The 20,192-nt window shown below is 65.5% G+C and carries 18 protein-coding genes; 13 read left to right on the top strand and 5 right to left on the bottom strand.

What is annotated here, in order from left to right; translation table 11 throughout:
• Nucleotides 1–78 precede the first annotated feature (78 nt).
• Nucleotides 79–522, top strand: coding sequence for a cyanase (gene cynS / locus CFE42_RS07950; RefSeq protein WP_004632542.1), 444 nt, complete (start codon nucleotides 79–81; stop codon nucleotides 520–522).
• Between the two features lie 4 nt (nucleotides 523–526).
• On the opposite strand, the gene CFE42_RS07945 is transcribed toward cynS, so the two are convergent.
• Complete coding sequence (locus CFE42_RS07945; protein WP_004632544.1) at nucleotides 527–1,375, bottom strand: FadR/GntR family transcriptional regulator; 849 nt, start codon at nucleotides 1,373–1,375, stop codon at nucleotides 527–529.
• Nucleotides 1,376–1,730: 355 nt separating this feature from the next.
• Between CFE42_RS07945 and CFE42_RS07940 the strand changes: the two genes are divergently transcribed.
• The 7 genes from CFE42_RS07940 (at nucleotide 1,731) to CFE42_RS07910 (ending at nucleotide 9,079) form a co-directional block, all read left to right on the top strand.
• The gene (locus tag CFE42_RS07940) at nucleotides 1,731–2,930 is read left to right on the top strand and encodes an ABC transporter substrate-binding protein (protein ID WP_004632548.1); all 1,200 of its coding nucleotides are present in this window, start codon (nucleotides 1,731–1,733) and stop codon (nucleotides 2,928–2,930) included.
• A gap of 80 nt (nucleotides 2,931–3,010) precedes the next feature.
• The gene (locus CFE42_RS07935; RefSeq protein ID WP_004632550.1) at nucleotides 3,011–3,868 is read left to right on the top strand and encodes a branched-chain amino acid ABC transporter permease; all 858 of its coding nucleotides are present in this window, start codon (nucleotides 3,011–3,013) and stop codon (nucleotides 3,866–3,868) included.
• Nucleotides 3,868–4,836, top strand: coding sequence for a branched-chain amino acid ABC transporter permease (locus CFE42_RS07930; RefSeq protein WP_004632553.1), 969 nt, complete (start codon nucleotides 3,868–3,870; stop codon nucleotides 4,834–4,836). The genes CFE42_RS07935 and CFE42_RS07930 overlap by 1 nt, the downstream gene beginning before the upstream one ends.
• Nucleotides 4,833–5,603, top strand: coding sequence for an ABC transporter ATP-binding protein (locus CFE42_RS07925; protein ID WP_004632555.1), 771 nt, complete (start codon nucleotides 4,833–4,835; stop codon nucleotides 5,601–5,603). The genes CFE42_RS07930 and CFE42_RS07925 overlap by 4 nt, the downstream gene beginning before the upstream one ends.
• On the top strand, nucleotides 5,600–6,316 hold the full coding sequence (locus CFE42_RS07920) for an ABC transporter ATP-binding protein (RefSeq protein ID WP_004632557.1): 717 nt from the start codon (nucleotides 5,600–5,602) through the stop codon (nucleotides 6,314–6,316). The genes CFE42_RS07925 and CFE42_RS07920 overlap by 4 nt, the downstream gene beginning before the upstream one ends.
• Nucleotides 6,317–6,327: 11 nt before the next feature.
• The gene (locus tag CFE42_RS07915) at nucleotides 6,328–7,581 is read left to right on the top strand and encodes a Zn-dependent hydrolase (RefSeq protein WP_004632560.1); all 1,254 of its coding nucleotides are present in this window, start codon (nucleotides 6,328–6,330) and stop codon (nucleotides 7,579–7,581) included.
• Nucleotides 7,582–7,600: 19 nt separating this feature from the next.
• Nucleotides 7,601–9,079 carry a M81 family metallopeptidase gene (locus CFE42_RS07910; protein ID WP_004632561.1) on the top strand — a complete coding sequence of 493 codons (1,479 nt, stop codon included), beginning with the start codon at nucleotides 7,601–7,603 and terminating at the stop codon, nucleotides 9,077–9,079.
• A 3-nt stretch (nucleotides 9,080–9,082) separates the two neighbouring features.
• Here the strand turns inward: CFE42_RS07910 and CFE42_RS07905 are convergent, their stop codons facing one another.
• Nucleotides 9,083–10,135, bottom strand: coding sequence for a LacI family DNA-binding transcriptional regulator (locus CFE42_RS07905; protein ID WP_004632563.1), 1,053 nt, complete (start codon nucleotides 10,133–10,135; stop codon nucleotides 9,083–9,085).
• Between the two features lie 161 nt (nucleotides 10,136–10,296).
• Here CFE42_RS07905 and CFE42_RS07900 point away from each other — a divergent pair, with 161 nt between their 5' ends.
• The 5 genes from CFE42_RS07900 to CFE42_RS07880 are packed head-to-tail and all read left to right on the top strand — an operon-like array spanning nucleotide 10,297 to nucleotide 16,620.
• The gene (locus tag CFE42_RS07900) at nucleotides 10,297–11,844 is read left to right on the top strand and encodes an altronate dehydratase family protein (protein WP_004632565.1); all 1,548 of its coding nucleotides are present in this window, start codon (nucleotides 10,297–10,299) and stop codon (nucleotides 11,842–11,844) included.
• Nucleotides 11,845–11,894: 50 nt separating this feature from the next.
• Nucleotides 11,895–13,232, top strand: coding sequence for an MFS transporter (locus CFE42_RS07895; protein WP_004632567.1), 1,338 nt, complete (start codon nucleotides 11,895–11,897; stop codon nucleotides 13,230–13,232).
• Nucleotides 13,201–14,004, top strand: a complete 804-nt coding sequence (gene hpaI, locus CFE42_RS07890) for a 4-hydroxy-2-oxoheptanedioate aldolase (protein WP_004632569.1) — start codon at nucleotides 13,201–13,203, stop codon at nucleotides 14,002–14,004. Before CFE42_RS07895 ends, hpaI begins: the two co-directional genes overlap by 32 nt.
• A gap of 28 nt (nucleotides 14,005–14,032) precedes the next feature.
• Nucleotides 14,033–15,118 (top strand): tartrate dehydrogenase, encoded by a 1,086-nt coding sequence (locus CFE42_RS07885; RefSeq protein ID WP_004632571.1) that lies wholly within the window; start codon nucleotides 14,033–14,035, stop codon nucleotides 15,116–15,118.
• A gap of 20 nt (nucleotides 15,119–15,138) precedes the next feature.
• Entirely contained in the window at nucleotides 15,139–16,620 is a 1,482-nt protein-coding gene (locus CFE42_RS07880; protein WP_004632573.1) for an NAD-dependent succinate-semialdehyde dehydrogenase, read from the top strand.
• Here the strand turns inward: CFE42_RS07880 and CFE42_RS07875 are convergent.
• From CFE42_RS07875 to CFE42_RS07865, 3 genes are read right to left on the bottom strand one after another with little or no spacing between them, the layout of a single operon-like run.
• On the bottom strand, nucleotides 16,617–17,870 hold the full coding sequence (locus tag CFE42_RS07875) for an FAD-binding oxidoreductase (RefSeq protein ID WP_004632575.1): 1,254 nt from the start codon (nucleotides 17,868–17,870) through the stop codon (nucleotides 16,617–16,619). The two genes, CFE42_RS07880 and CFE42_RS07875, sit on opposite strands and share 4 nt — an antisense overlap.
• Nucleotides 17,871–17,883: 13 nt before the next feature.
• Complete coding sequence (locus tag CFE42_RS07870) at nucleotides 17,884–18,240, bottom strand: RidA family protein (RefSeq protein ID WP_004632578.1); 357 nt, start codon at nucleotides 18,238–18,240, stop codon at nucleotides 17,884–17,886.
• A 60-nt stretch (nucleotides 18,241–18,300) separates the two neighbouring features.
• On the bottom strand, nucleotides 18,301–19,893 hold the full coding sequence (locus CFE42_RS07865) for a D-aminoacylase (RefSeq protein ID WP_004632579.1): 1,593 nt from the start codon (nucleotides 19,891–19,893) through the stop codon (nucleotides 18,301–18,303).
• Between the last annotated feature and the right edge of the window lie 299 nt (nucleotides 19,894–20,192).

Raw genomic sequence — 20,192 nt, 5'->3', positions numbered from 1 at the left:
ACGGGCGCTGAACTGCGTGCATGGCATCCACCTTGCTTATGCTGCGCGCCGTTTCCTCAACCCATCGAAGGTGCCGATATGCAACGCGAAGATGTGACCGAAATGATCGTCCTGCAGAAGATCAAGAAGCAATTGACGTGGACGCAATTGGCCGAGGTCATCGGCCACAGCAAGGAATGGAGCACCGCTGCGCTGCTCGGCCAGATGACGCTGACTGCAGCGCAGGCGCATGCCGTGGGCGCGGCGCTGGAGCTGTCCGAAGAGACCATCGCGCTGCTGCAGGTGACGCCGTACAAGGGCTCGCTTCCCACGGCAGTGCCAACGGATCCGCTGATCTACCGTTTCTACGAGGCGATCAGCGTGTACGGCACGACGTTCAAGGCGCTCATCCACGAAGAGTTTGGCGACGGCATCATGAGCGCGATCGACTTCAACATGGACCTCACCCGCGAGCCCGACCCGAAGGGCGATCGCGTGCGCATCGTCATGAGCGGCAAGTTCCTGCCCTACAAGACTTACTGAACCGTCACGCGCCGTCGTCGCTGTGGTCGCTGTCGTCGTGATCGTCGATCAGCGGCCGATGGCGGCGCGGCATCTCGGAATCGAGCACGAGGCGGCCGTGAACGCGGCCCTTCATGCGCGTGACGTGATGCGTGCAGTCTTCCATGTGCGTGCTCATGAGTGCGCGCACGGTGTCGGCGTCGCGCGCGCGGGCCGCATCCAGAATCTGCCGGTGGAACTTGACGTTGGACGCGCCGAACTTGGCATGGTCCTTCGGCGAGGTTTCATTGCCGAACACCACAAGCTGCCGAATCATTTCGTTGATCAACTCGCAGCAGAACCGCAGCATCGGATTGGGATTGGCCGCGGCCAGGATGTCGTGAAAGCTCAGGTCTTCCTGACGCTGGTCGAGCGGCGCAGCGGCTTTGGTCGACGCTGGGTCGCACAGGTCGATGGTGTGCTCAAGCGCGTGGAAATCATCTTCGGTGAGATGCGGCACCGCGCCCGCGGCCAGTTCAGGCTCAAGCAGGCAGCGCACGGTGTAGACGTCTGCAATGCCGATGTCCTTGAAGAACAGATAGTTCTGTATGAGCTGGAACGTGCGGTCCAACGGCACCTCGACGATGGTGCCGCCGCCGGCGGGCCCCGTGCTCACACTCACCAGGCCCTGTACCTCCAATGACTTGAGCGCCTCGCGGATGGTGCCCTTGCTCACCCCGAAGGTCTCCTGCAGCTTGACCTCCTGCGGGAGTTTGTCGCCAGGCTTGAGGTTGCGCTGCGTGATCAGCCGCTTGAGTTCTTCGGCAACGAGGTCGGCGCGCTTCTGCTTGCGAATGCCGATCGACGCCGTCTTGCCTGCTCCGAGTGTGGCCATGGATGTCCGTTCCTAGTTGCGCGCATTCTAACTGCGAGCTTGTGCCGCCCGGGCTGCCCGAGGTGGTGCATGCATGCCCTTCGATCGTGCGTACGCACCGCATTCCCGCATCGTCGCCCGGCACCTCAATCCCACACACCTTGGCGTAAACACCGACTTCGTCGTCGTTGACGCAGCGTGGAGGCGGATTCTATGATGATTTCGCCTATTTATCATAACAAATATAAGAAACTGGTCTGGTTCTTGCTCGACGCTACCGTCGGCGAAAAACCTCGCCGGTCAGGCTAGGAGGAGGCCGCCGCAGGTGGCTCCAGGCGCTTGTTGTGTCCCATACACGAACCCCAAGGAGTGCGCTTTGAATCGTCGAGATTTGCTCAAACTGGCGGCGCTGTCCGCCGTGCCTGCGTCGGTGCTGCAGGCCCGTTCTGCGTTTGCGGCCGATGCCATCGAACTCGGCTGCCCGGTGCCGATGTCCGGTCCGTTCGCTGCCAATGGCAAGTTTGCCGACCTCGGCATGAAGCTGGCCGTGGAGCAATACGGCAAGGTGCTCGGCCGGCCGCTGGCGTATAGCGTGCTCGACACCGAGGGCAAGCCAGCCACGGCCGTGCGCAAGGTCCAGGAACTCGCGCAGCAGAAGAACGCGCGCTATTTCGCGGGCGGCATCCTGTCTTCCGAATCGCTGGCCATGGGCAAGGAGGCGGAGAAGTTCGGCGGGGTGTTCATCACGACCGCGGGCGCCGATGAAATTACCGGCAAGGACTGCAACCGCGCGACCTTCCGCTGGTCGGTGCCCACATACGGCGCCATCGAGCGCACCGTGCGCCCGCTCATCGAGTCGATGCCTAAGGCCAAGCGCTGGTACACCATCACGCCGCAATACGTGTTTGGCGACGGGCTGCTTTCGGCGGCCAAGAACATCTTCAAGGAAAAGGGCATCGAGCATGTGGGCAACAGCTATCACGCGCTCACCGAGAAGGAATTCAGCGGCTACCTGACCAACGCGATGGCCGCCAAGCCCGACGTGCTGCTGATCCTGAACTTCGGTTCGCAATCGTCCGACACGCTGCGCCAGGCGGTGAGCTTCGGCATGAAGAAGAACACGACGATCCTGGTGGCGTGGGCGTCTGGCCTGGAGCAGTTCGAATCGCTCGGCGCCGACCTGTGCGATGGCGTGTACTTCGGCGCGCAGTACTGGCACGACGTGGATACGCCCGCCAACCGCGATCTGGTCAAGCGCACGCAGGCGGCGTTCAAGACCAACCCGAACTACAGCCTGGCAGGCTCGTACACCTGCACGAAGATCCTGCTCGACGCAATGGCCAAGGCCGGCAGCGCCGATCCAAAGGCCGTGATCGCCGCGCTGCAGGGCATGAAGTACGACGGCCTGACCGGCCCCGAAGAAATTCGCGCGGCGGACCACCAGGTGCTCAAGAACTACTACCTGCTCAAGGGCAAGCCCAAGAACCGCATGAAGGACAAGGACGACTTTGCCGAAGTGGTCGCCGTCGGCAAGGCGTTCCTGCCGGTGGAGCAGACGCAGTGCAAGCTGGCCTGAGGGTCTGATCTGCCGCTCGCCCGCCTTCGGCCACTGAAGCGCGGGCGCCTGTCTTCCTGAGTGCCATTTCGGTCAACGCAATGAACGTCTACCTGCTCCAGGTCGTCAACGGCGTGGGGATCGGCATGCTCTACTTCCTGCTGGCGGTAGGGCTGTCGATCATCTTCGGGCTGTTGCGCTTCGTCAATTTCGCCCACGGCGCGTTTTATGCGCTGGGCGCGTATCTGTGCTTTCAGGCCCTGCAGATGGGCATGGATTTCTGGTTGGCGCTTGTGCTCGCGCCCCTCGTCATCGGCGCGCTGGCGTGGGTGACGGAGAAGGTGCTGCTGCGGCACGTGTATGCGCAGGCGCACGAATTCCACATCGTCGTCACGGTGGGGCTGGCGCTGGTGGTGCAGGAACTCATCATCGTGGCGTGGGGGCCGCTGGGCGTGGACGTGCCAGCGCCCGATGCATTGCAGGGCGTGGTGATGTGGGGCGATTTCGTCTATCCGAAGTACCGGCTGTTCGTGATCGGTTTTACCGCCGTGCTGGCGCTCGGGCTGTGGTGGCTGCTGGAGGGCACGCGGCTGGGAAGCGCCGTGCGCGCGGGGAGCGAATCGACCGAGATGGTGTCGCTGCTCGGCATCAACGTGTTCCGCCTGTTCAGCCTGATGTTCGCGCTGGGTGCGGCGACGGCGGCGGTGGCCGGTGTGCTGGCTGCGCCGATTCGCGGCGCGGAGCCCTTCATGGGCGTGGAGGCCCTCGGCGTCGCCTTCGTGGTTGTGGTGGTGGGCGGCATGGGCAGCTTTGCGGGGGCGCTGGTCGGCGGCCTGCTGGTGGGCATCGTGCAGAGCCTGATGAGCACGCTGTGGCCCGAGGGCGCTCGGCTGATGATCTACGTGGCGATGGCGGCCGTGCTGCTGCTGCGCCCGCACGGCCTGCTGGGGAGGGGATGATGCAAGCCGCATTCCATGGAATTTCGCGTCATCGCTTCTGGTGGCTGGCGCTGGGCGTGACGTTGCTGCTGCCGCTGGTGCTGACGTCCGGCACGTTGGCCACCGAAGTGCTCGTCTACGCGATGGCCGTGATGGCCTGCAACGTGCTACTCGGTTACACGGGGCTGCTGTCGTTCGGGCAAGGCATCTTCTTCGGGCTCGGCAGCTATGCCGCGGGTATCGGCCTCACGCAACTCGCGCTGCCGATGCCGGTGGCGCTTGTTCTGGCCGTGGTGGTGGGCGCGGTCGTGGCGGCGGTGGTCGGCTGGTTTGCCATCCGCCAGCGCGGCACGTACTTCGTCATGCTGACGCTGGCCTTCTCGCAGATGTTCTATTTCCTGGCCTACACCACGCCGTCGCTCACAGGCGGCGATAACGGCCTGCTCGATATTCCGCGTCCGGCATTTGCGGCGTCGCCGTGGGCGTTCTACGCGTTTGTCGCGGCGCTGTTTCTCGTGGTGTTCTTCCTCGTGCAGCGTGTGACGGAATCGGTGTTTGGCCGCACGCTGCTGGCCATTCGCGACAACGAAGAGCGCGCGCTCGCCGTCGGCTACAACGTGCGCGCATTCAAGCTGCTGGCGTTTGTCATCTCCGGTGCGGTGACAGGGCTGGCCGGCGCCCTGCACGCCATGCTCACGGGCATCGCGCCGCTGGCCAATATCGACTACCACGTCAGCGAAATGATTCTGGTGATGACCGTTATCGGCGGCACGGGCAACGTGTTTGCCTCGGTGTTGGGTGCGGCGTTCTATGTGTTGCTGTCGGACTGGCTTTCCAGCTTGTGGCCCCGCTGGCTGATGTTGCTCGGCTTCCTGCTGATCGCAGTGAGCCTGTTCATGCAGCGCGGGCTGTTCGGGCTCGGGCAGAAGCTGTGGCAGCGTGTGCGCGCACTGCGTCACGCACCGGCGGTGCAGGAGGAGCGTGCATGACCACCACCCCCATCCTCCAGGCCACCGGCATCGTCAAGCAGTACGGCAAATTCACCGCACTGGGCGGCGTCGATTTGCGTGTGATGCCCGGCACGGTCCACTCCGTCATCGGCCCCAACGGCGCAGGCAAGACCACGCTGTTCCACATGCTCACGGGCACACGCATGATCACCAGCGGCACCATCGTTTTCGATGGCCACGACGTGACGCGTGAAGCCGACTACCAGCGTGTGCAGCGTGGCATTGCGCGTTCGTTCCAGGTGACGAGCCTGTTCCCGAGCCTTTCCGTGCGTGAGAACCTGCGCCTCGCCGCACTCGGCACCACGCCGCGTCGTGCCCTGCACGGCTGGCGCCTGCCGCAGGGCGAGCTGGCCTGCGCCGACACGGTCGACCGCGTGCTCGATCGGCTTGAATTGCCGCGCCTGGCCGACACGCCGGCCGCCGTCCTTTCGCACGGCCAGCAGCGCCGGCTGGAAGTGGGCATGGCGCTGGCCGCCAACCCGCGCGCGATCTTCCTGGATGAACCCACCTCCGGCATGGGCGTGGACGACCTGCCCGCCATGAAGGCGCTCATTCGCGGCCTCGCGCAGGATCACACGGTCGTGCTGATCGAACACAACATGGACATCGTGATGGACATCTCCGACATGATCACCGTCATGCAGCAGGGCAAGGTGCTCATGGAGGGCACGCCCGATGCCGTGCGGGCGGATCCGCGCGTGCGCGCCGCGTATCTCGGCAACATGATCACGGGAGGCAAGGCATGACGACGACGGCGATTCTCGACGTTGCAGACCTCCACGGCTATTACGGTAAGAGCCACGTGCTGCAGGGCGTGGCGCTGTCGGTGGGCGAGGGCGAACTCGTGACGCTGCTCGGCCGCAATGGCGCCGGAAAATCGACCACGCTGAAGACGATTGCCGGCGTCGTCACGCCGCGCGGCGGGCAAGTGCGTTTTCGTGGAAAGGACATCGCGGGGCAGCCGCCGCATCGCATTGCCGCGCAGGGCCTGTGCCTCGTGCCCGAGCATCGCGGGATTTTCAAGCTGCTGACGGTGGAAGAGAACCTGAGGCTCGGCGCGCGGCGCGATTCTCCGTGGCAGCTGGCTGACATCTATCGCATCTTCCCGCGACTGCATGAGCGGCGGCGTAACGGTGGCGCCAACCTGTCCGGTGGCGAGCAGCAGATGCTGGCAATCGGCCGCGCGCTGATGAACCACCCGCGCCTGCTGATGCTCGACGAGCCGGTCGAAGGTCTGGCCCCCGTCATCGTGGAAGAGATCGTCGCGCAGCTGAAAGTCATCAAGCAGGCGGGCGTGTCCATCCTGCTTGTCGAACAGAATCTCGAAGTCTGCACGCAGCTCGCCGATCGCCACGTGATCATCGAACAGGGCCGCGTGGTCTATAGCGGTACCAATGAAGCCTTCCGCGCCGACGACGCCATCAAGGACCGCTACCTTGGCGTCGGTCTGGCCGCTTAAACGCACACATCATGACGACCACCCAACTCGATACCACTTTGCGCGTCAACGGCGCACGTCTGTGGGACACGCTCATGCAGCAGGCGCGCATCGGCGCCACGCCCAAGGGCGGCGTGCGCCGCCTTGCGCTGACGGATCTCGACCGGCAGGGCCGCGACTTCTTTATTGCGCAGGCCGAAGCCGCTGGCTGCACCGTACGCGTGGACGCCATCGGCAACCTCTTCGCGCGCCGCCCCGGCCGCAACAATGCACTGCCGCCGGTGATGACCGGCAGCCATATCGACACCCAACCGACCGGCGGCAAGTTCGATGGCAACTACGGCGTGTTCGCGGGCATCGAGGTCGTGCGCGCGCTCAACGATGCGGGCATCGAAACGGAAGCGCCCATCGAAGTGGCCGTGTGGACCAACGAAGAAGGTTCGCGCTTCGTGCCGGTGATGATGGGCTCCGGCGCGTTCATCGGCGAGTTTGCGCTGGACGCCGTGCTGGCCGCGCAGGACCGCGACGGGGTGGCCGTGGGCGAGGCGCTACGCAGTATCGGCTACGCGGGGAGTGAGCCTGTTGGCGGCCGAGCCGTCGGTGCCTATTTCGAAGCACATATCGAACAAGGGCCGGTGCTGGAGGCGCACGCCACGACGATCGGCGTGGTGACGGGCGCGCTCGGCCAGCGCTGGTACGACGTGGTCTTGACCGGCATGGAAGCGCACGCCGGCCCCACGCCGATGGAGCTGCGCCGCGATGCGTTGCTGCCGGCGGCGGAGCTGGTCGGCATTGCCAACCGCATCGCGCTGGAGCGCCCGCCACACGCGCGGGCCACGGTGGGCTGCCTGAGCGTGCATCCGGATTCGCGCAACGTGATTCCCGGCCAAGTGTCGATGACGATCGACTTTCGCGCCGCTGACGACGCGATGTTGTCCGACATGGATGCGGCACTGCATGAGGCGGTGGCGGAGTTGCGCACACGCAGCGGCATCGACATCGCATTGCGCCAGGTCGTCTACTTCCCGCCGCAGCCGTTTGACGCCACGCTGGTGAACGCGGTGCGCAGCGGCGCGCGGCAGTTGGGGTTGTCGGAGATGGACGTGATCAGCGGCGCAGGCCATGACGCGGTCTATCTGGCGCGTGTGGCCCCCACCGCGATGATCTTCGTGCCGTGCAAGGACGGCATCAGCCACAACGAAATCGAAGACGCCCGCCCCGAACATCTGGAAGCCGGGGCCAACGTACTGCTGCACGCGATGCTCCAGGCCGCTGGCCGCGTTTGACACCATCACCCGACCGCTCATGCGCATCCTGATCGCCCGCTTCAATCACGAGACGAATACGTTCTCGCCGGTGCCGACGCCGCTGGCATCGTTCCATCCGCACTACGGTGCCGACGCGTACCGCGCCGCCAAGGGCACGCGCACGGCGGCCGGTGCGTTCATCGATCTGGCGGAGGCGGCGGGCGCGGAAATCGTCGTGCCCGTCGTGGCCGGAGCGAACCCCAGCGGACGGGTCGCTGCCGAGGCGTACACCACGCTGTGCGACGCCATCGTCGCGGCTGCACCCGGCTGCGATGCGCTGATGCTCGACCTGCACGGCGCGATGGTCGCCGAGAACAGCGACGACGGCGAAGGCGATCTGCTCGAACGCCTGCGCGCGGTGGCGCCCGGCGTGCCGATTGCCGTCGCGCTGGATCTGCACGGCAATCTCACGCAGAAGTTCATTGACCTGGCCGACATCGCAGTCAGCTTCAAGACGTATCCGCACGTTGACATGTACGAAACCGGCGAGCACGCCGGCCGCCTGCTGTTCGACAAGCTGGCCGGCCGCGCGAACCCCGTGCTCGCGTGGCGCCGCCTGCCGATGGTCACGCACACCCTGCGCAGCCGCACCGACGAAGGGGCGATGCACCGCGCCGTGGCGCTCGCCAAGCAGGCCGAGACTGACGGCATGCTGGCCGTGTCGATCCTGGCCGGATTCGGGCTGGCGGACATTGCCGCGCCGTGCCTTTCCGTCGTGGTGGTCGGCAACGGCGACAAGCATGCCGCCGACGCCGCGGCGCAACGCATCGCCGATGCCATCTGGGCCGACCGCGAAGGGTTCGTCTACCGCTCTGAACCGCTGACCGAATCGATTGCGCGCGCGGCCAAGTTGGCACACGCCCCCGGCAGCGGCCCCGTGCTGCTGCTCGACCACGGCGACAACTGCATGTCCGGCGGCACGTGCGATGACATGCACGTCCTGCACGAAGCGTTGAAGCAAGGCTTGAGCGGCATCGCCGTCGGGCCAGTGTGCGACCCGGAAGCTGTCGCTGCGATGATCGAGGCGGGCGAGGGTGCTACCGTCTCGCTGCCCGTGGGCGACAAGGTGCCGCTCGTGCAGCTGGGCATCTACCCTGTGCCGCGCGCGCTGACGGGCAAGGTTGTCGGCATCAGCGACGGCGAATACACCATCACGGGGCCGACCTATACGGGCCAGCGCATCCGCATGGGCCGCACGGCGCTGCTCGACATCGGCGCGGCGCAGATCGTTGTCACGGAGACGCCGCAGGAGCACTGGGACCTTGGCATCTTCACGCACATCGGCGTGGACCCGCATGCCGCGCGCTTCGTGCTGTTGAAGTCGCGCATGTATTGCCGGCCCGTGTTCGTGCCCATTGCCAAAGCCGTGGTGGAGTGCGACGGCGGCGGGGTGACGAGTTCGGACTACAGCCGCTTTCCGTTTGTGAAGGTGCAGCGGCCCGTGTTTCCGCTCGATGCGGACGCGGTGCCTGCCTAAGCGCTACGCGCTGTCGCGCTCAACGAGGGTGAAACCCACATCGACCGTGCGCCGTTCTTCGTCGCCGTGTTCGATGCGGTTGATCAGCAACGTCGCTGCCAGCTTGCCGATGCCTGTGCCGTCGATGCGGATGGTGGTGAGCGCGGGCGTGGTGTCTTTGGCGAACACCTGGTCGCCGTAGCCGACCACGCGGAGTTGCGCCGGCACGGCAATGCCGCGATGTTCCGCCTCCATCAGCACGCCGAGCGCAAGGATGTCTGCGCCGCAGAAGATGGCGTCGGTGTCCGGATGTTGCTCTAGCAATATGCCCAGTGCGCGCCGGCCGTCGCCGAGGCTGGCGGGGGATTCGGCGGCCATCACGGGAATGTCGGCCTCTGAGCCGAACGCCTTCACGAAGGCTTGCGCGCGGGCCTGTGCACGGCGGTCGCTCGGCGTGATGACGGCGGGGCGCTTTGCGCCGCGTTGTTTCACATAGCGCGCCGCCGCCTGGCCGACCTTCTGGTGCGAGAAGCCCACCAGCATGTCCAGCGGGTTGCGCGTGATGTCCCAGGTTTCCACTACCGGTACGCCGGCCGCCTGCAACTTCTGCCGCACGCTGGCGGAGTGCACCACGCCCGTCAGCACGATGCCCGCGGGGCGCCGTCCGACGATCGCATCGAGCAGTGCATCTTCGCGTGATTCGTCGTAGCCGCTCTGGCCGATCAGCAATTGATAGCCCGCAGCAGCCAGCTCGGTGGTCAGCGCCGCGACCGTTTCCTGAAACACGCTGCCCGCAATCGTCGGGATGAGCGCGACGATCAACCGGCTGCGGTTGGATGCCAGTGAGCCGGCCACGAGGTCCGGCGTATAGCCGGTCTGCCGCACCGCTTCGCGCACGCGCTCGAGCGTGTCGCCCGACACCAGCTCCGGCGTGTTCAGCGCACGGGACACCGTCACCTTGGTCACACCCACCAGCTTGGCAAGGTCGCTCAGAGTGACGCGCCCGGTGTTCTTGCGCGCACGGCGTGGGGCCGCCGGCGCGGTTTCTACGAGGGACACGGTGGTGGACTTGGTCACGTGATCGATGGGCCGATTGGGGAAACACAGGGAAAAAGGGGCTAGCAATTATCGCAAAACCAGACTACGATTGCGCCAATGTTACCGGTTACATAAACCGGTAACATCAAAACTCACGATCGACTGCGGCTGCACGAGAAGACAGCCCGGAGGAGCAAAGGATGTTGCAGGCAACCCCAGCGTACGCTGGGCCGCTGATTCAGCTGAACGCGGCAGACAACGTGCTGATTGCGCGCGAAGGGCTGTCGCTCGGCGCAAACCTGTCGATCAACGGAACGACGGTGCGCCTGCGCGCGCAGGTGCCGGCCGGCCACAAGATCGCCGCGCGGCGAATCGCCCAGGGCGAAGCCATCCGCAAGTACGACACGATCATCGGGCGCGCCGCACGCGACATCGCGGCGGGCGAACACGTCCACACGCACAACGTCGAGCTGATCGACTACGCACGCGACCCGGGCTTCGGTCTGGATGTGCGCCCGGTCGATTACATCCCAGAGGCGCAGCGCGCTACGTTCAATGGCATCGTCCGCCCCGATGGCCGCGTGGCTACGCGCAACTTCATCGGCATCCTGGCGTCGGTCAACTGCTCGTCTACCGTCATCAAGAACATTGCGGCATGGTTCTCGCCGGAGCGCCTCGCGCTGTTTCCCAATGTGGATGGCGTGGTGGCATTTGCGCAGACGAGCGGCTGCGGGATGTCGTCGCCCTCGGAGCATTTCGATGTGCTGCGCCGCACGCTGGCGGGCTACGCGCGGCATCCGAACCTGGCGGGTGTGCTGATCGTCGGACTGGGCTGCGAGCGCAACCAGGTGGCAGATCTGATGACCAGTCAGGGCCTGAAAACCGGCAACCTGATGCACACGTTGGTGATGCAGGACACCGGCGGCACGCGCGCCACCATCGAGGCGGGCATCGCCGCCATCCAGAAGATGCTGCCGGCGGCCAACGACATCGTTCGCCGCCCGGTATCGGCCAGTCATATCAAGATCGGCCTGGAGTGCGGTGGCTCCGATGGCTTCTCGGGCATCACCGCCAACCCGGCGCTCGGTGCGGCGATGGATTTGCTGGTGCGCCATGGCGGCACGGCCATCCTGTCGGAAACGCCGGAGATCCACGGCGTGGAAACCATGCTCACGCGCCGCGCGGTGTCGCCCGAAGTCGGCCAGAAGCTGCTCGATCGGCTGGCCTGGTGGGAGAACTACACGCGCGGCCACAACGGCCAGTTCAACGGCGTGGTTGGGCCCGGCAACCAGCAGGGCGGTCTGGCCAACATCTTCGAAAAATCACTCGGCTCGGCCATGAAGGGCGGCACCACGCCGCTGCAGGCCGTGTACGAATACGCCGAGCCCATCGACCGCGCGGGCTTTGTCTTCATGGATTCCCCCGGCTACGACCCCGTTGCCGTGACGGGCCAGATTGCCAGCGGCGCCAACCTGATCTGCTTCACCACGGGACGCGGCTCGATGTTCGGCTCGAAACCCGCTCCGACGATCAAGCTCGCCAGCAACACGCCCATGTTCCGCCGGCTTGAAGAAGACATGGACATCAATTGCGGCCGCATTCTCGACGGCGAACGTTCGGTGGAAGAGATGGGTCAGGACATCTTCGAACACATCCTGCGTACCGCCTCGGGCGAGCGCACCAAGAGCGAACTGCTCGGTCTTGGAGACCATGAATTCGTGCCGTGGCACATGGGCATCGTGAGTTAGCGCCTCGACTCGAAGGCACGCATCACCTATTACAAAACAGGAGACAAACCATGCAGGACACGTCACAAGGCGGCCCGCGCTCGAAAGTGCGCTGGGTTGTCGCCGGCCTCATGTGGGCGGCGATTGCCATCAACTACATCGACCGCACCGTGCTGTCGGCCGCCGCGCCGCACATCCAGAAGGAATTCCACCTGAGCGCGGTGGAAATGGGCGTCGTCATGTCGGCGTTCTTCTGGTCGTATGCGCTGCTGCAGTTGCCGGCCGGCATTCTGGCCGACCGCTTCGGGCAAAAGAAGGTGCTCGGGTTTGCGGTGCTGTGGTGGTCTGTTGCGACGGCGTTGACGGGCCTGGCAAACGGTTTCAAGTCGCTGGTGGGCCTGCGTGTGGCGTTGGGCATCGGCGAGGCAGGTGCGTATCCGAGCAGCGCGGGCATCACGGGGCGCTGGTTCCCCAAACAGGAACGCGCCACGGTGGCGGCCATTTTCGATAGCGGCTCAAAGTTGGGGAGCGCCGTCGCCTTGCCCCTTATCGCGTGGCTGTTGGTGATGTTCGATTGGAAGATCACCTTTGTCGTGACAGGCGGGCTGGGCATCGTGTGGGCAGTGGTGTGGTGGGCGGTGTTCAAGGAAACGCCCGAAGCGCACAAAGGCGTGAACGCCGCTGAGTTGGCCCACATCCAACGCGGCCTGCCGCCAGCCCGCAAGGATGAACCCAAGGTGCCCTGGACGAAGCTGCTCACGCACCGGAACATCTGGGCGATGTGCATCGGCTTCTTCATGATCAACTACAACTCGTACTTCTTCATCACGTGGCTGCCGACGTATCTCGTCAAGGAACGCGGCATGGGCCTGATGCAGATGGGCCTCATGGCGTCGCTGCCGCTGTTCGTCTCGATGTTCGTGGAGGTGTTCGCGGGCTGGGCGTCGGACCGCGTGTATGCGTCGGGCAAGCTTTCGCTCACGGCCACGCGCAAGCTCTTCCTGGTGATTGGGCTGGTGATGGCGTCGAGCATCGGGCTGGCGGCGTTCGCTCAGTCGGCCGTCGTGGCAGTCATCCTGCTGTGCATCGCCAAGTCGGGCACCACCGTGGCGGCGTCGCAGGTGTGGGCGCTTCCGGCGGATGTGGCGCCGGGCAACAACGTGTCGATGGTGGCGGGCCTGCAGAATAGCGTGTCGAATATGGGAGGCGTGGTCGGCCCGATCGTCACCGGCGCCATCGTGGGTGCCACGGGCTCGTTCATTCCGGCGCTGGTGTTCTCCGCCGCACTGATCGGCCTCGCGATCCTGAATTACCTCTTCCTACTCGGCAAGGTAGAACCCATCAGCTTCGAGCCCACTCCTGAAACACATCATTCGCATGACCAACGCAATGCAGACGCCCGCGCTTAACCGACCGAACAGTTTCAAGGCCGCGCTGGCCGCCAAGCAACGCCAGATCGGTTTCTGGCTGGCGATGAGCGATCCGTACCTGGCCGAAGTGAGTGCCACGGCCGGCTTCGATTGGCTGCTGATCGACAGCGAGCACGCTCCGAACGACGTGCGCACGATCCTCGCGCAACTGCAGGCCGTGGCGCCGTACCGTGCCGAGCCCATCGTGCGGCCGTACAGCGGCGATCCCGCCCTCATCAAGCGCCTGCTCGACATTGGCGCACGCACGCTGCTGGTGCCGATGGTGGATACGGCGGAACAGGCGCGCGATCTCGTGCGTGCGGTGCGCTACCCGCCGTTCGGCATTCGTGGCGTGGGCAGCGCGGTAGGCCGTGCATCGCGTTGGAGCGCCCGCACCGACTACCTGCAAGTGGCTGATGACGAAGCCTGCTTGCTCGTGCAAGCCGAAACCGTGATCGCTCTGCAGAACCTCGAAGCCATTTGCGCCGTGGATGGCGTGGACGGCGTCTTCATCGGCCCGGCCGATCTGGCCGCGTCGATGGGCCATCGCGGCAATGCCGGCCATCCGGAGGTGCAGGCCGCCATCGACAACGCCATGCGCACGATCATCGCGTCGGGCAAGGCAGCCGGCACGCTCACATCCGACCCCGTGCTCGCACGCCACTACCTGGAACTCGGCTGCACCTTTGTCGCCACCGGCATCGACATCCTCCTGTTCGCCAACGGCGCCCGCAAGCTCGCGCGAGACTTCATCGCGCCGCAAACCGCCTGATCGTTCTTCTCTTTCCAACGGATCTGACATGACCCGCAAGACTTACCGGATCGCCGTGATCCCTGGCGACGGCATTGGCCGCGAAGTGATGCCCGAAGGCCTGCGCGTGCTCGAAGCGGCCGCGCGCCGCTTCGGCATCAGCCTCGAGACCCAGCACATCGACTGGGCCAGTTGTGATTACTACCAGCAGCACGGCCAGATGATGCCCGACGACTGGAAGCAGCAACTGCAAGGCATGGACGCCATCCTGTTCGGCGCGGTCGGCTGGCCGGCCACGGTGCCCGATCACGTCTCACTGTGGGGCTCGCTGCTCAAGTTCCGCCGCGAGTTCGACCAGTACATCAACCTGCGCCCCGTGCGCCTGTTTGAAGGCGTGCCGTGCCCGCTCGCCAATCGCAAGCCGGGCGACATCGATTACTACGTCGTGCGCGAGAACACCGAAGGCGAATACACATCGCTCGGCGGCGTCATGTACGAAGGCACCGATCGTGAAATCGTCATCCAGGAATCGGTCTACTCGCGCAAGGGTGCAGAGCGGCTGCTCAAGTTCGCGTTCGACCTTGCACAGAGCCGCCCGCGCAAACACGTGACGCTCGCCACCAAGAGCAATGGCATCGCCATCAGCATGCCGTGGTGGGACAAGCGCGCGGATGAAGTCGCGCAACACTATCCCGACGTCACGCTCGACAAGCAGCACATCGACATCCTGACCGCACGCTTCGTGCTGCAGCCGGGCCGCTTCGACGTGGTGGCCGCCACCAACCTGTTCGGCGACATCCTGTCCGATCTTGGCCCCGCCACCACCGGCACGATCGGCCTGGCGCCTTCCGCCAACCTGAACCCCGATCGCACGTTCCCGTCGCTGTTTGAGCCGGTGCACGGCTCGGCGCCGGACATCTACGGCAAGAACATCGCTAACCCGATCGCGATGATCTGGTCGGGCGCGTTGATGCTGGATTTCCTGACGCAAGGGCAGGGGGCAGGCCGCGCTGCGCACGACGCCATCGTCGCTGCCATCGAAACCGTGTTGAAGGAAGGCCCCCGCACTCCAGACCTGGGCGGCAACGCCAACACCACGCAGGTGGGCGAGGCAATTGCCGCGCACCTGGGTTGAGCGACGAGAAGGAATCGATGATGGCTTTCAGCTTCGACCAACTTCGGCAGACGGGGCTCGTGCGCACCGACAACCTGATCGAGGGCCAGTGGGTTGCCGGCACCGACGGCGCACGTTTTGCCGTGACGGACCCGGCCACCGGCTGCCTCATCGCCAACGTGCCCGACAGCAGCGCCGCCGACGCGCGTGCCGCCACCGACGCGGCAGCCCGCGCCTTTCCCGCATGGCGCGACACGCTGCCTGCCGAGCGCGCTGCCATCTTGCGCCGCTGGCACGCGGCCATCGTTGCCAATGCCGACGCGCTGGGGCGGCTGATTTCTCTGGAGCAGGGCAAGCCGTTTGCCGAAGGGCGCGGCGAGGTCATGTACGGCGCCTCGTACGTCGCCTGGTTTGCCGACGAGGCCACGCGCATCTACGGCGACCTGATCCCGCAGCAGCAGCGCGGCAAGCGCATGAGCGCCGTCAAGGAGCCCGTCGGCATCGTGGCGGCCATCACGCCGTGGAATTTCCCGCTGGCGATGATTGCGCGCAAGATCGCGCCGGCGCTGGCGGCGGGCTGCACCGTGGTCGCCAAGCCGGCGGAAGACACGCCGCTCACGGCGCTCGCGGTGGCGCACCTTGCGCAGGAAGCCGGGCTGCCGCCGGGCGTGCTGAACATGATCTCGGCCTCGCGTGAGCGCGGCATCGAGGCCGTGGCCGATTGGCTGCACGACAGCCGCGTGCGCAAGATCACCTTCACGGGCTCGACGCCGGTGGGCAAGTATCTGGCGCACGAATCGGCGGGCACGCTAAAGAAGCTGTCGCTGGAGTTGGGCGGCAACGCGCCGTTCATCGTGTTTGACGACGCGGACCTTGATGCGGCCATCACGGGTTTGCTGGCGGCCAAGTTCCGCAACGGCGGCCAGACGTGCGTGTGCCCCAACCGCGTCTACGTGCAGGCCGGCGTGTATGAGCGCTTTGGCGCCATGCTGGCCGAGCGGGTTTCCGCGCTGAAAGTCGCGCCCGCCACCGATCCGGATGCGCAGATCGGCCCGATGATCAACGCCCGCGCTGTCGACAAGATCGAACGCCACGTGCAAGACGCCGTTGCCAACGGTGCGCGCGTGCTGGCCGGTGGCAAGCGCCTGCCGGAAGTTGGCGAACACTTCTATGCGCCCACCGTGCTGGCCGACGCCAACAGCGGCATGGCCCTGTGCGGCGAAGAGACGTTCGGCCCCGTTGCGCCGCTGTTCCGCTTCGTCGATGAAGCCGAAGCCGTGCAGGCCGCCAACGACACGCCGTTCGGGCTGGCGTCGTACTTCTACACGCAGGACATCCGCCGCATCGAGCGTGTATCACACGCCCTGGAGGCGGGCATCGTCGGCATCAATGAAGGTGCGCTTGCCAGCGAGGCAGCGCCCTTTGGCGGCGTGAAGGAATCGGGCTATGGCCGCGAGGGCTCCAAGTACGGGCTCGACGATTACCTGTCGATCAAGTACCTGTGCCAGGGCGGGTTGAACTAGCGCGCTGAATCCCAGAACCGCTGCGCACGGAACGGGCGAACATCCACGGTAGGTGTCTCGCCCGTCATCATTTCCGCAATCAATCGCCCGGTGATCGGGCCCAACGTCAGACCATGGTGTGCATGCCCGAACGCGAACCACATGTTTGCGTGGTGCGGTGCCTGCCCGATGACCGGCAGCATGTCGGGCGTGCAGGGGCGGGCGCCCATCCACGGTTCCGCATCCACACGTTCTGCCAGCGGAAAGAGCGTGCGGGCGACGGGCTCGACGGCGTCCAGTTGCACCGGCGTCTTGGGCGCATCGCGGTGCGCCAATTCCGCGCCGGTCGTCAGGCGGATGCCGCGCGCCATCGGTGCCAGCACATACCCGCCGTCCGCATCGAGCACGGGATGGTTCAACTGCGCGCCTTGTGCGGGCGCGTAGTGCATGTGGTACCCGCGCTTGACGGCCAGCGGCAAGCTGTAGCCCAGGCGCGAGGTGAGGACGTCTGCCCAGGGGCCCATGGCGATGACAACGTTGTCTGCGCGTAGCTCCCCCTCCTTGGTTTGCAGCAGCCACGGCGCGTCGGGCGTCAGCGTGTTGGCATCGGCTTCAAACAGGTGCCCGCCAAGCTGCTCGAAGTATTTCGCGTAGGCCGTGACCAGTGCGTTGGGGTCGCTGACGGCGTCGGCTTCCGTATAGCGCAGACCACCCAGCAGCGATGTGTCCAGATGCGGTTCAACCGTATGCAGGCGTGCCGGGTCGAGCGCTTCAAACGCGACGCCGTATTCGCGTTGCCAGCGCTCGACGTTGCGCGTTTCCTTGTCCTGCGTGGCGGCATTGCGGAAGACCTTGATCCAGCCGCTGGGGCGGATCAGATGCATGGCACCGGCGGCTTCGGCCAGTGCGCGGTGCTCGCTCACGCTATGTGCGATGAGCGGCGCATACTCACGCGCAATCGCCGCGTGCCGCGTCGGGTGCGAGTTGCGCCAGTATTGCCACAAGAACGGCAGCAGCCGGGGCAGATCGCCGGGGTGGTAATGCACGTCCGCCGACGTGTTGCCCGCATAACGCAACAGCGTCGACAGATCGCGCGGGAACGCATACGGATACACACCCTCGCGCTGGATCAGCCCGGCATTGCCGAACGACGTCTCAAAGCCCGGCGCCCGGCGGTCCACCAGCGCGACGGCACGCCCGCGTTTCTGCAGATGCACCGCCACCGATACGCCGACAATGCCGGCGCCCAGCACAAGGGTGTCAAAGCGCATGGCGGCTGGCTCCTTAACCCTTGGCCAGCGCCGTGACGGCGATCTCCACGTCAATGCCCGGGCGCATCAGGCCCGACTGCACGCAGGCGCGCGTGGGCGCGTGGCCGGCCGGCACCCAGGCCTCCCACGCGGCGTTCAGCTCGGCGAAGTGCTTGGCTTCGGTCAGCCAGATGTTGGCGGAGATCAGTCGCGTCTTGTCGACACCCGCTTCGGCCAGCAACGTATCGATGCGCGCGAGGATGTTGTTGGTCTGCTCGGTGATCGACTTGAAGTCGATGTCGGGCACTTGTCCGGCCAGATGCACGATGCCGTTGGCGATCACGATCTGGCTCATGCGGGCGTTGGTGTGGAAGCGTTGGATGTTGGGCATGTCGGTTCAGTTATGGATTCAAAGAAGCGAAAGGAGCGTCGATGGTAGCGCTCCTGCGCTTCACTTGCGCAGCGCCCGCCCCGCCAGAACCTCCGGCACCGCCTTGCCATCGGCCACGGCCACCGCGCCGTTGACGAGCACCCACCGCACGCCTACAGGCGGCAGCGCCGGCTGTTCATAGCTCGCGCGGTCGGCGTAGGTGGCTGGGTCGAAGATGACCAGATCGGCAAACTTGCCCGCCTGCACGGTGCCGCGGTCTTTGATGCCGAAGATCTCAGCGGTGCGGGCGCTTGTCTGGCGGACGGCGAACGGCAGCGTTATCACGTGCTTGCGCGTGACGTATTCACCGATGCGGCGTGCGAAGGTACCGGCCTCGCGCGGGTGTCCGGCAATGCCGTCGGAGCCGCCCACAACGAAGTCCTGCTTCATGAACGCTTCCAGATCGGCATCGCTCATGTTGAACGAGACGATGTTCGTGCCGCCGTGCTGGATCACGCTGATGGCCGCATCGACGGGGCTCACGCCCAGCTTCTTGCCCAGCGCCTCGAGCGATTGCCCGTTGTATTCGGGGTTGGTGGAGATCAGCACCTGCGCCGCCGGCCCGTTGCGCTGTTGCATGGCCTTTTCCATGTCGGTGGCAATGCGCGCGCGTGTGGCCGGGTCTTCCAGGCGCTTGAGCAGCGCGTCGTTGCCGCCGTCGCGCGCCCAGCCCGGCACCAGCGCCGGAATGATGTGCGTGCTCGACGCCGTGTACGGATACTGGCTTGCCGATACGTTCATGCCGCCGGCCTGCGCCTGCCGTATCAAGCTGATGATCTCCGCGCTCTTGCCCCAAGAATCCACGCCCAGCGCTTTGATGTGCGAGATGTGGATCGGGATGCCCGACTGCTGGCCGATGTCCAGCGCCTCCTTCACGGCGTTGACGAGGCCCGTGCGGAAGTTGCCCTCGTCGCGCAGGTGCGTGTCGTAGATGCCGCCACGCGCGGCCACGGTCTTGGCCAGCGCCACCACCTCGTCGGTTTTGGCGAACAGCCCGGGTGTGTACACGAGGCCCGTCGACATGCCGAAGGCGCCGTCGCGCATGCCGTCTTCCATCAGGCCCTGCATCGCTTTGAGTTCTTCAGCCGTCGGTGCGCGGGCCACGTCGCCCATCACGCGATGGCGTACCGCGTTGTGACCCACCAGCATGGCCACGTTGGTGCCGATGCGGTTGGCGTCCAGCGCCTTGAGCGTCGGGCCGATGCGGTCGAGATCCGGCCCGTCGGCTTCGAGGACAATGCCGTCGTTGCCGATCACTACCGTCGTCACGCCCTGCAGCAGGTACGGCTGGTTCTGGTGCCGATCTTTGGAGATGAGGTTGTGATAGGCGTGCGTATGCGGATCGATAAAGCCCGGCGCCACCACGAGCTCCCTCGCATCGAGCACCGTTTTCGCCTGGACGCCGGTGGCGGAGGGCTGGACCAGCACGATCCGGTCATGGCGGATGCCGACGTCGGCCACGAACGGCACGCCGCCGCTGCCGTCGACCACGGTGCCGTTGCGGATCAGGATGTCGACCGGTTCAGGCTCCGGCGCAGCACCGGCGGGGCCGGCGAGGGCAAGGCTCAGGATGAGGGCGGACAGCAGGCACTGCGGCAGACGGTGTGGGCGCATATCGGCTTCCTTTGAGTTTGCAGCGAGTGTAAGGAGCCTTGTGGCACACATCACATGCAAATGGTTCGGGCTCGTATGCGCGGCGGACATGCTGACCCTTGCCAGCGGACGCGCCCACATTAAGGCGCCGATACAACACTCAGAGATTTCAACATCTGAATTAAGAACAACTAATTGCTCGCAAACCCTTGTCGGCATTGGGCCCGCCCAGACATTAGCAACAATGTGCGGCTGTCCCCACTCCAGAGGGGGCCACCTGCGTTGCCCCGATGACACAATCGCCGAAATTCAGTAATCCA

This window comes from Ralstonia sp. PBBBR1 (assembly GCF_002256165.1).
Taxonomy (GTDB): domain Bacteria; phylum Pseudomonadota; class Gammaproteobacteria; order Burkholderiales; family Burkholderiaceae; genus Ralstonia; species Ralstonia thomasii.
Note: the sequence above shows the minus strand (reverse complement) of the source record. Positions and strands in the feature narration are given on the sequence as shown.

Coding starts and splice junctions, on each gene's coding strand:
- CFE42_RS07920 (WP_004632557.1), top strand. CDS start 5,600: ATGACGACGACGGCGATTCTCGACGTTGCAGACCTCCACGGCTATTAC.
- CFE42_RS07915 (WP_004632560.1), top strand. CDS start 6,328: ATGACGACCACCCAACTCGATACCACTTTGCGCGTCAACGGCGCACGT.
- CFE42_RS07930 (WP_004632553.1), top strand. CDS start 3,868: ATGCAAGCCGCATTCCATGGAATTTCGCGTCATCGCTTCTGGTGGCTG.
- CFE42_RS07870 (WP_004632578.1), bottom strand. CDS start 18,240: ATGCCCAACATCCAACGCTTCCACACCAACGCCCGCATGAGCCAGATC.
- CFE42_RS07865 (WP_004632579.1), bottom strand. CDS start 19,893: ATGCGCCCACACCGTCTGCCGCAGTGCCTGCTGTCCGCCCTCATCCTG.
- hpaI (WP_004632569.1), top strand. CDS start 13,201: ATGACCAACGCAATGCAGACGCCCGCGCTTAACCGACCGAACAGTTTC.
- CFE42_RS07910 (WP_004632561.1), top strand. CDS start 7,601: ATGCGCATCCTGATCGCCCGCTTCAATCACGAGACGAATACGTTCTCG.
- CFE42_RS07880 (WP_004632573.1), top strand. CDS start 15,139: ATGGCTTTCAGCTTCGACCAACTTCGGCAGACGGGGCTCGTGCGCACC.
- CFE42_RS07945 (WP_004632544.1), bottom strand. CDS start 1,375: ATGGCCACACTCGGAGCAGGCAAGACGGCGTCGATCGGCATTCGCAAG.
- CFE42_RS07875 (WP_004632575.1), bottom strand. CDS start 17,870: ATGCGCTTTGACACCCTTGTGCTGGGCGCCGGCATTGTCGGCGTATCG.
- CFE42_RS07885 (WP_004632571.1), top strand. CDS start 14,033: ATGACCCGCAAGACTTACCGGATCGCCGTGATCCCTGGCGACGGCATT.
- CFE42_RS07900 (WP_004632565.1), top strand. CDS start 10,297: ATGTTGCAGGCAACCCCAGCGTACGCTGGGCCGCTGATTCAGCTGAAC.
- CFE42_RS07925 (WP_004632555.1), top strand. CDS start 4,833: ATGACCACCACCCCCATCCTCCAGGCCACCGGCATCGTCAAGCAGTAC.
- CFE42_RS07895 (WP_004632567.1), top strand. CDS start 11,895: ATGCAGGACACGTCACAAGGCGGCCCGCGCTCGAAAGTGCGCTGGGTT.
- CFE42_RS07935 (WP_004632550.1), top strand. CDS start 3,011: ATGAACGTCTACCTGCTCCAGGTCGTCAACGGCGTGGGGATCGGCATG.
- cynS (WP_004632542.1), top strand. CDS start 79: ATGCAACGCGAAGATGTGACCGAAATGATCGTCCTGCAGAAGATCAAG.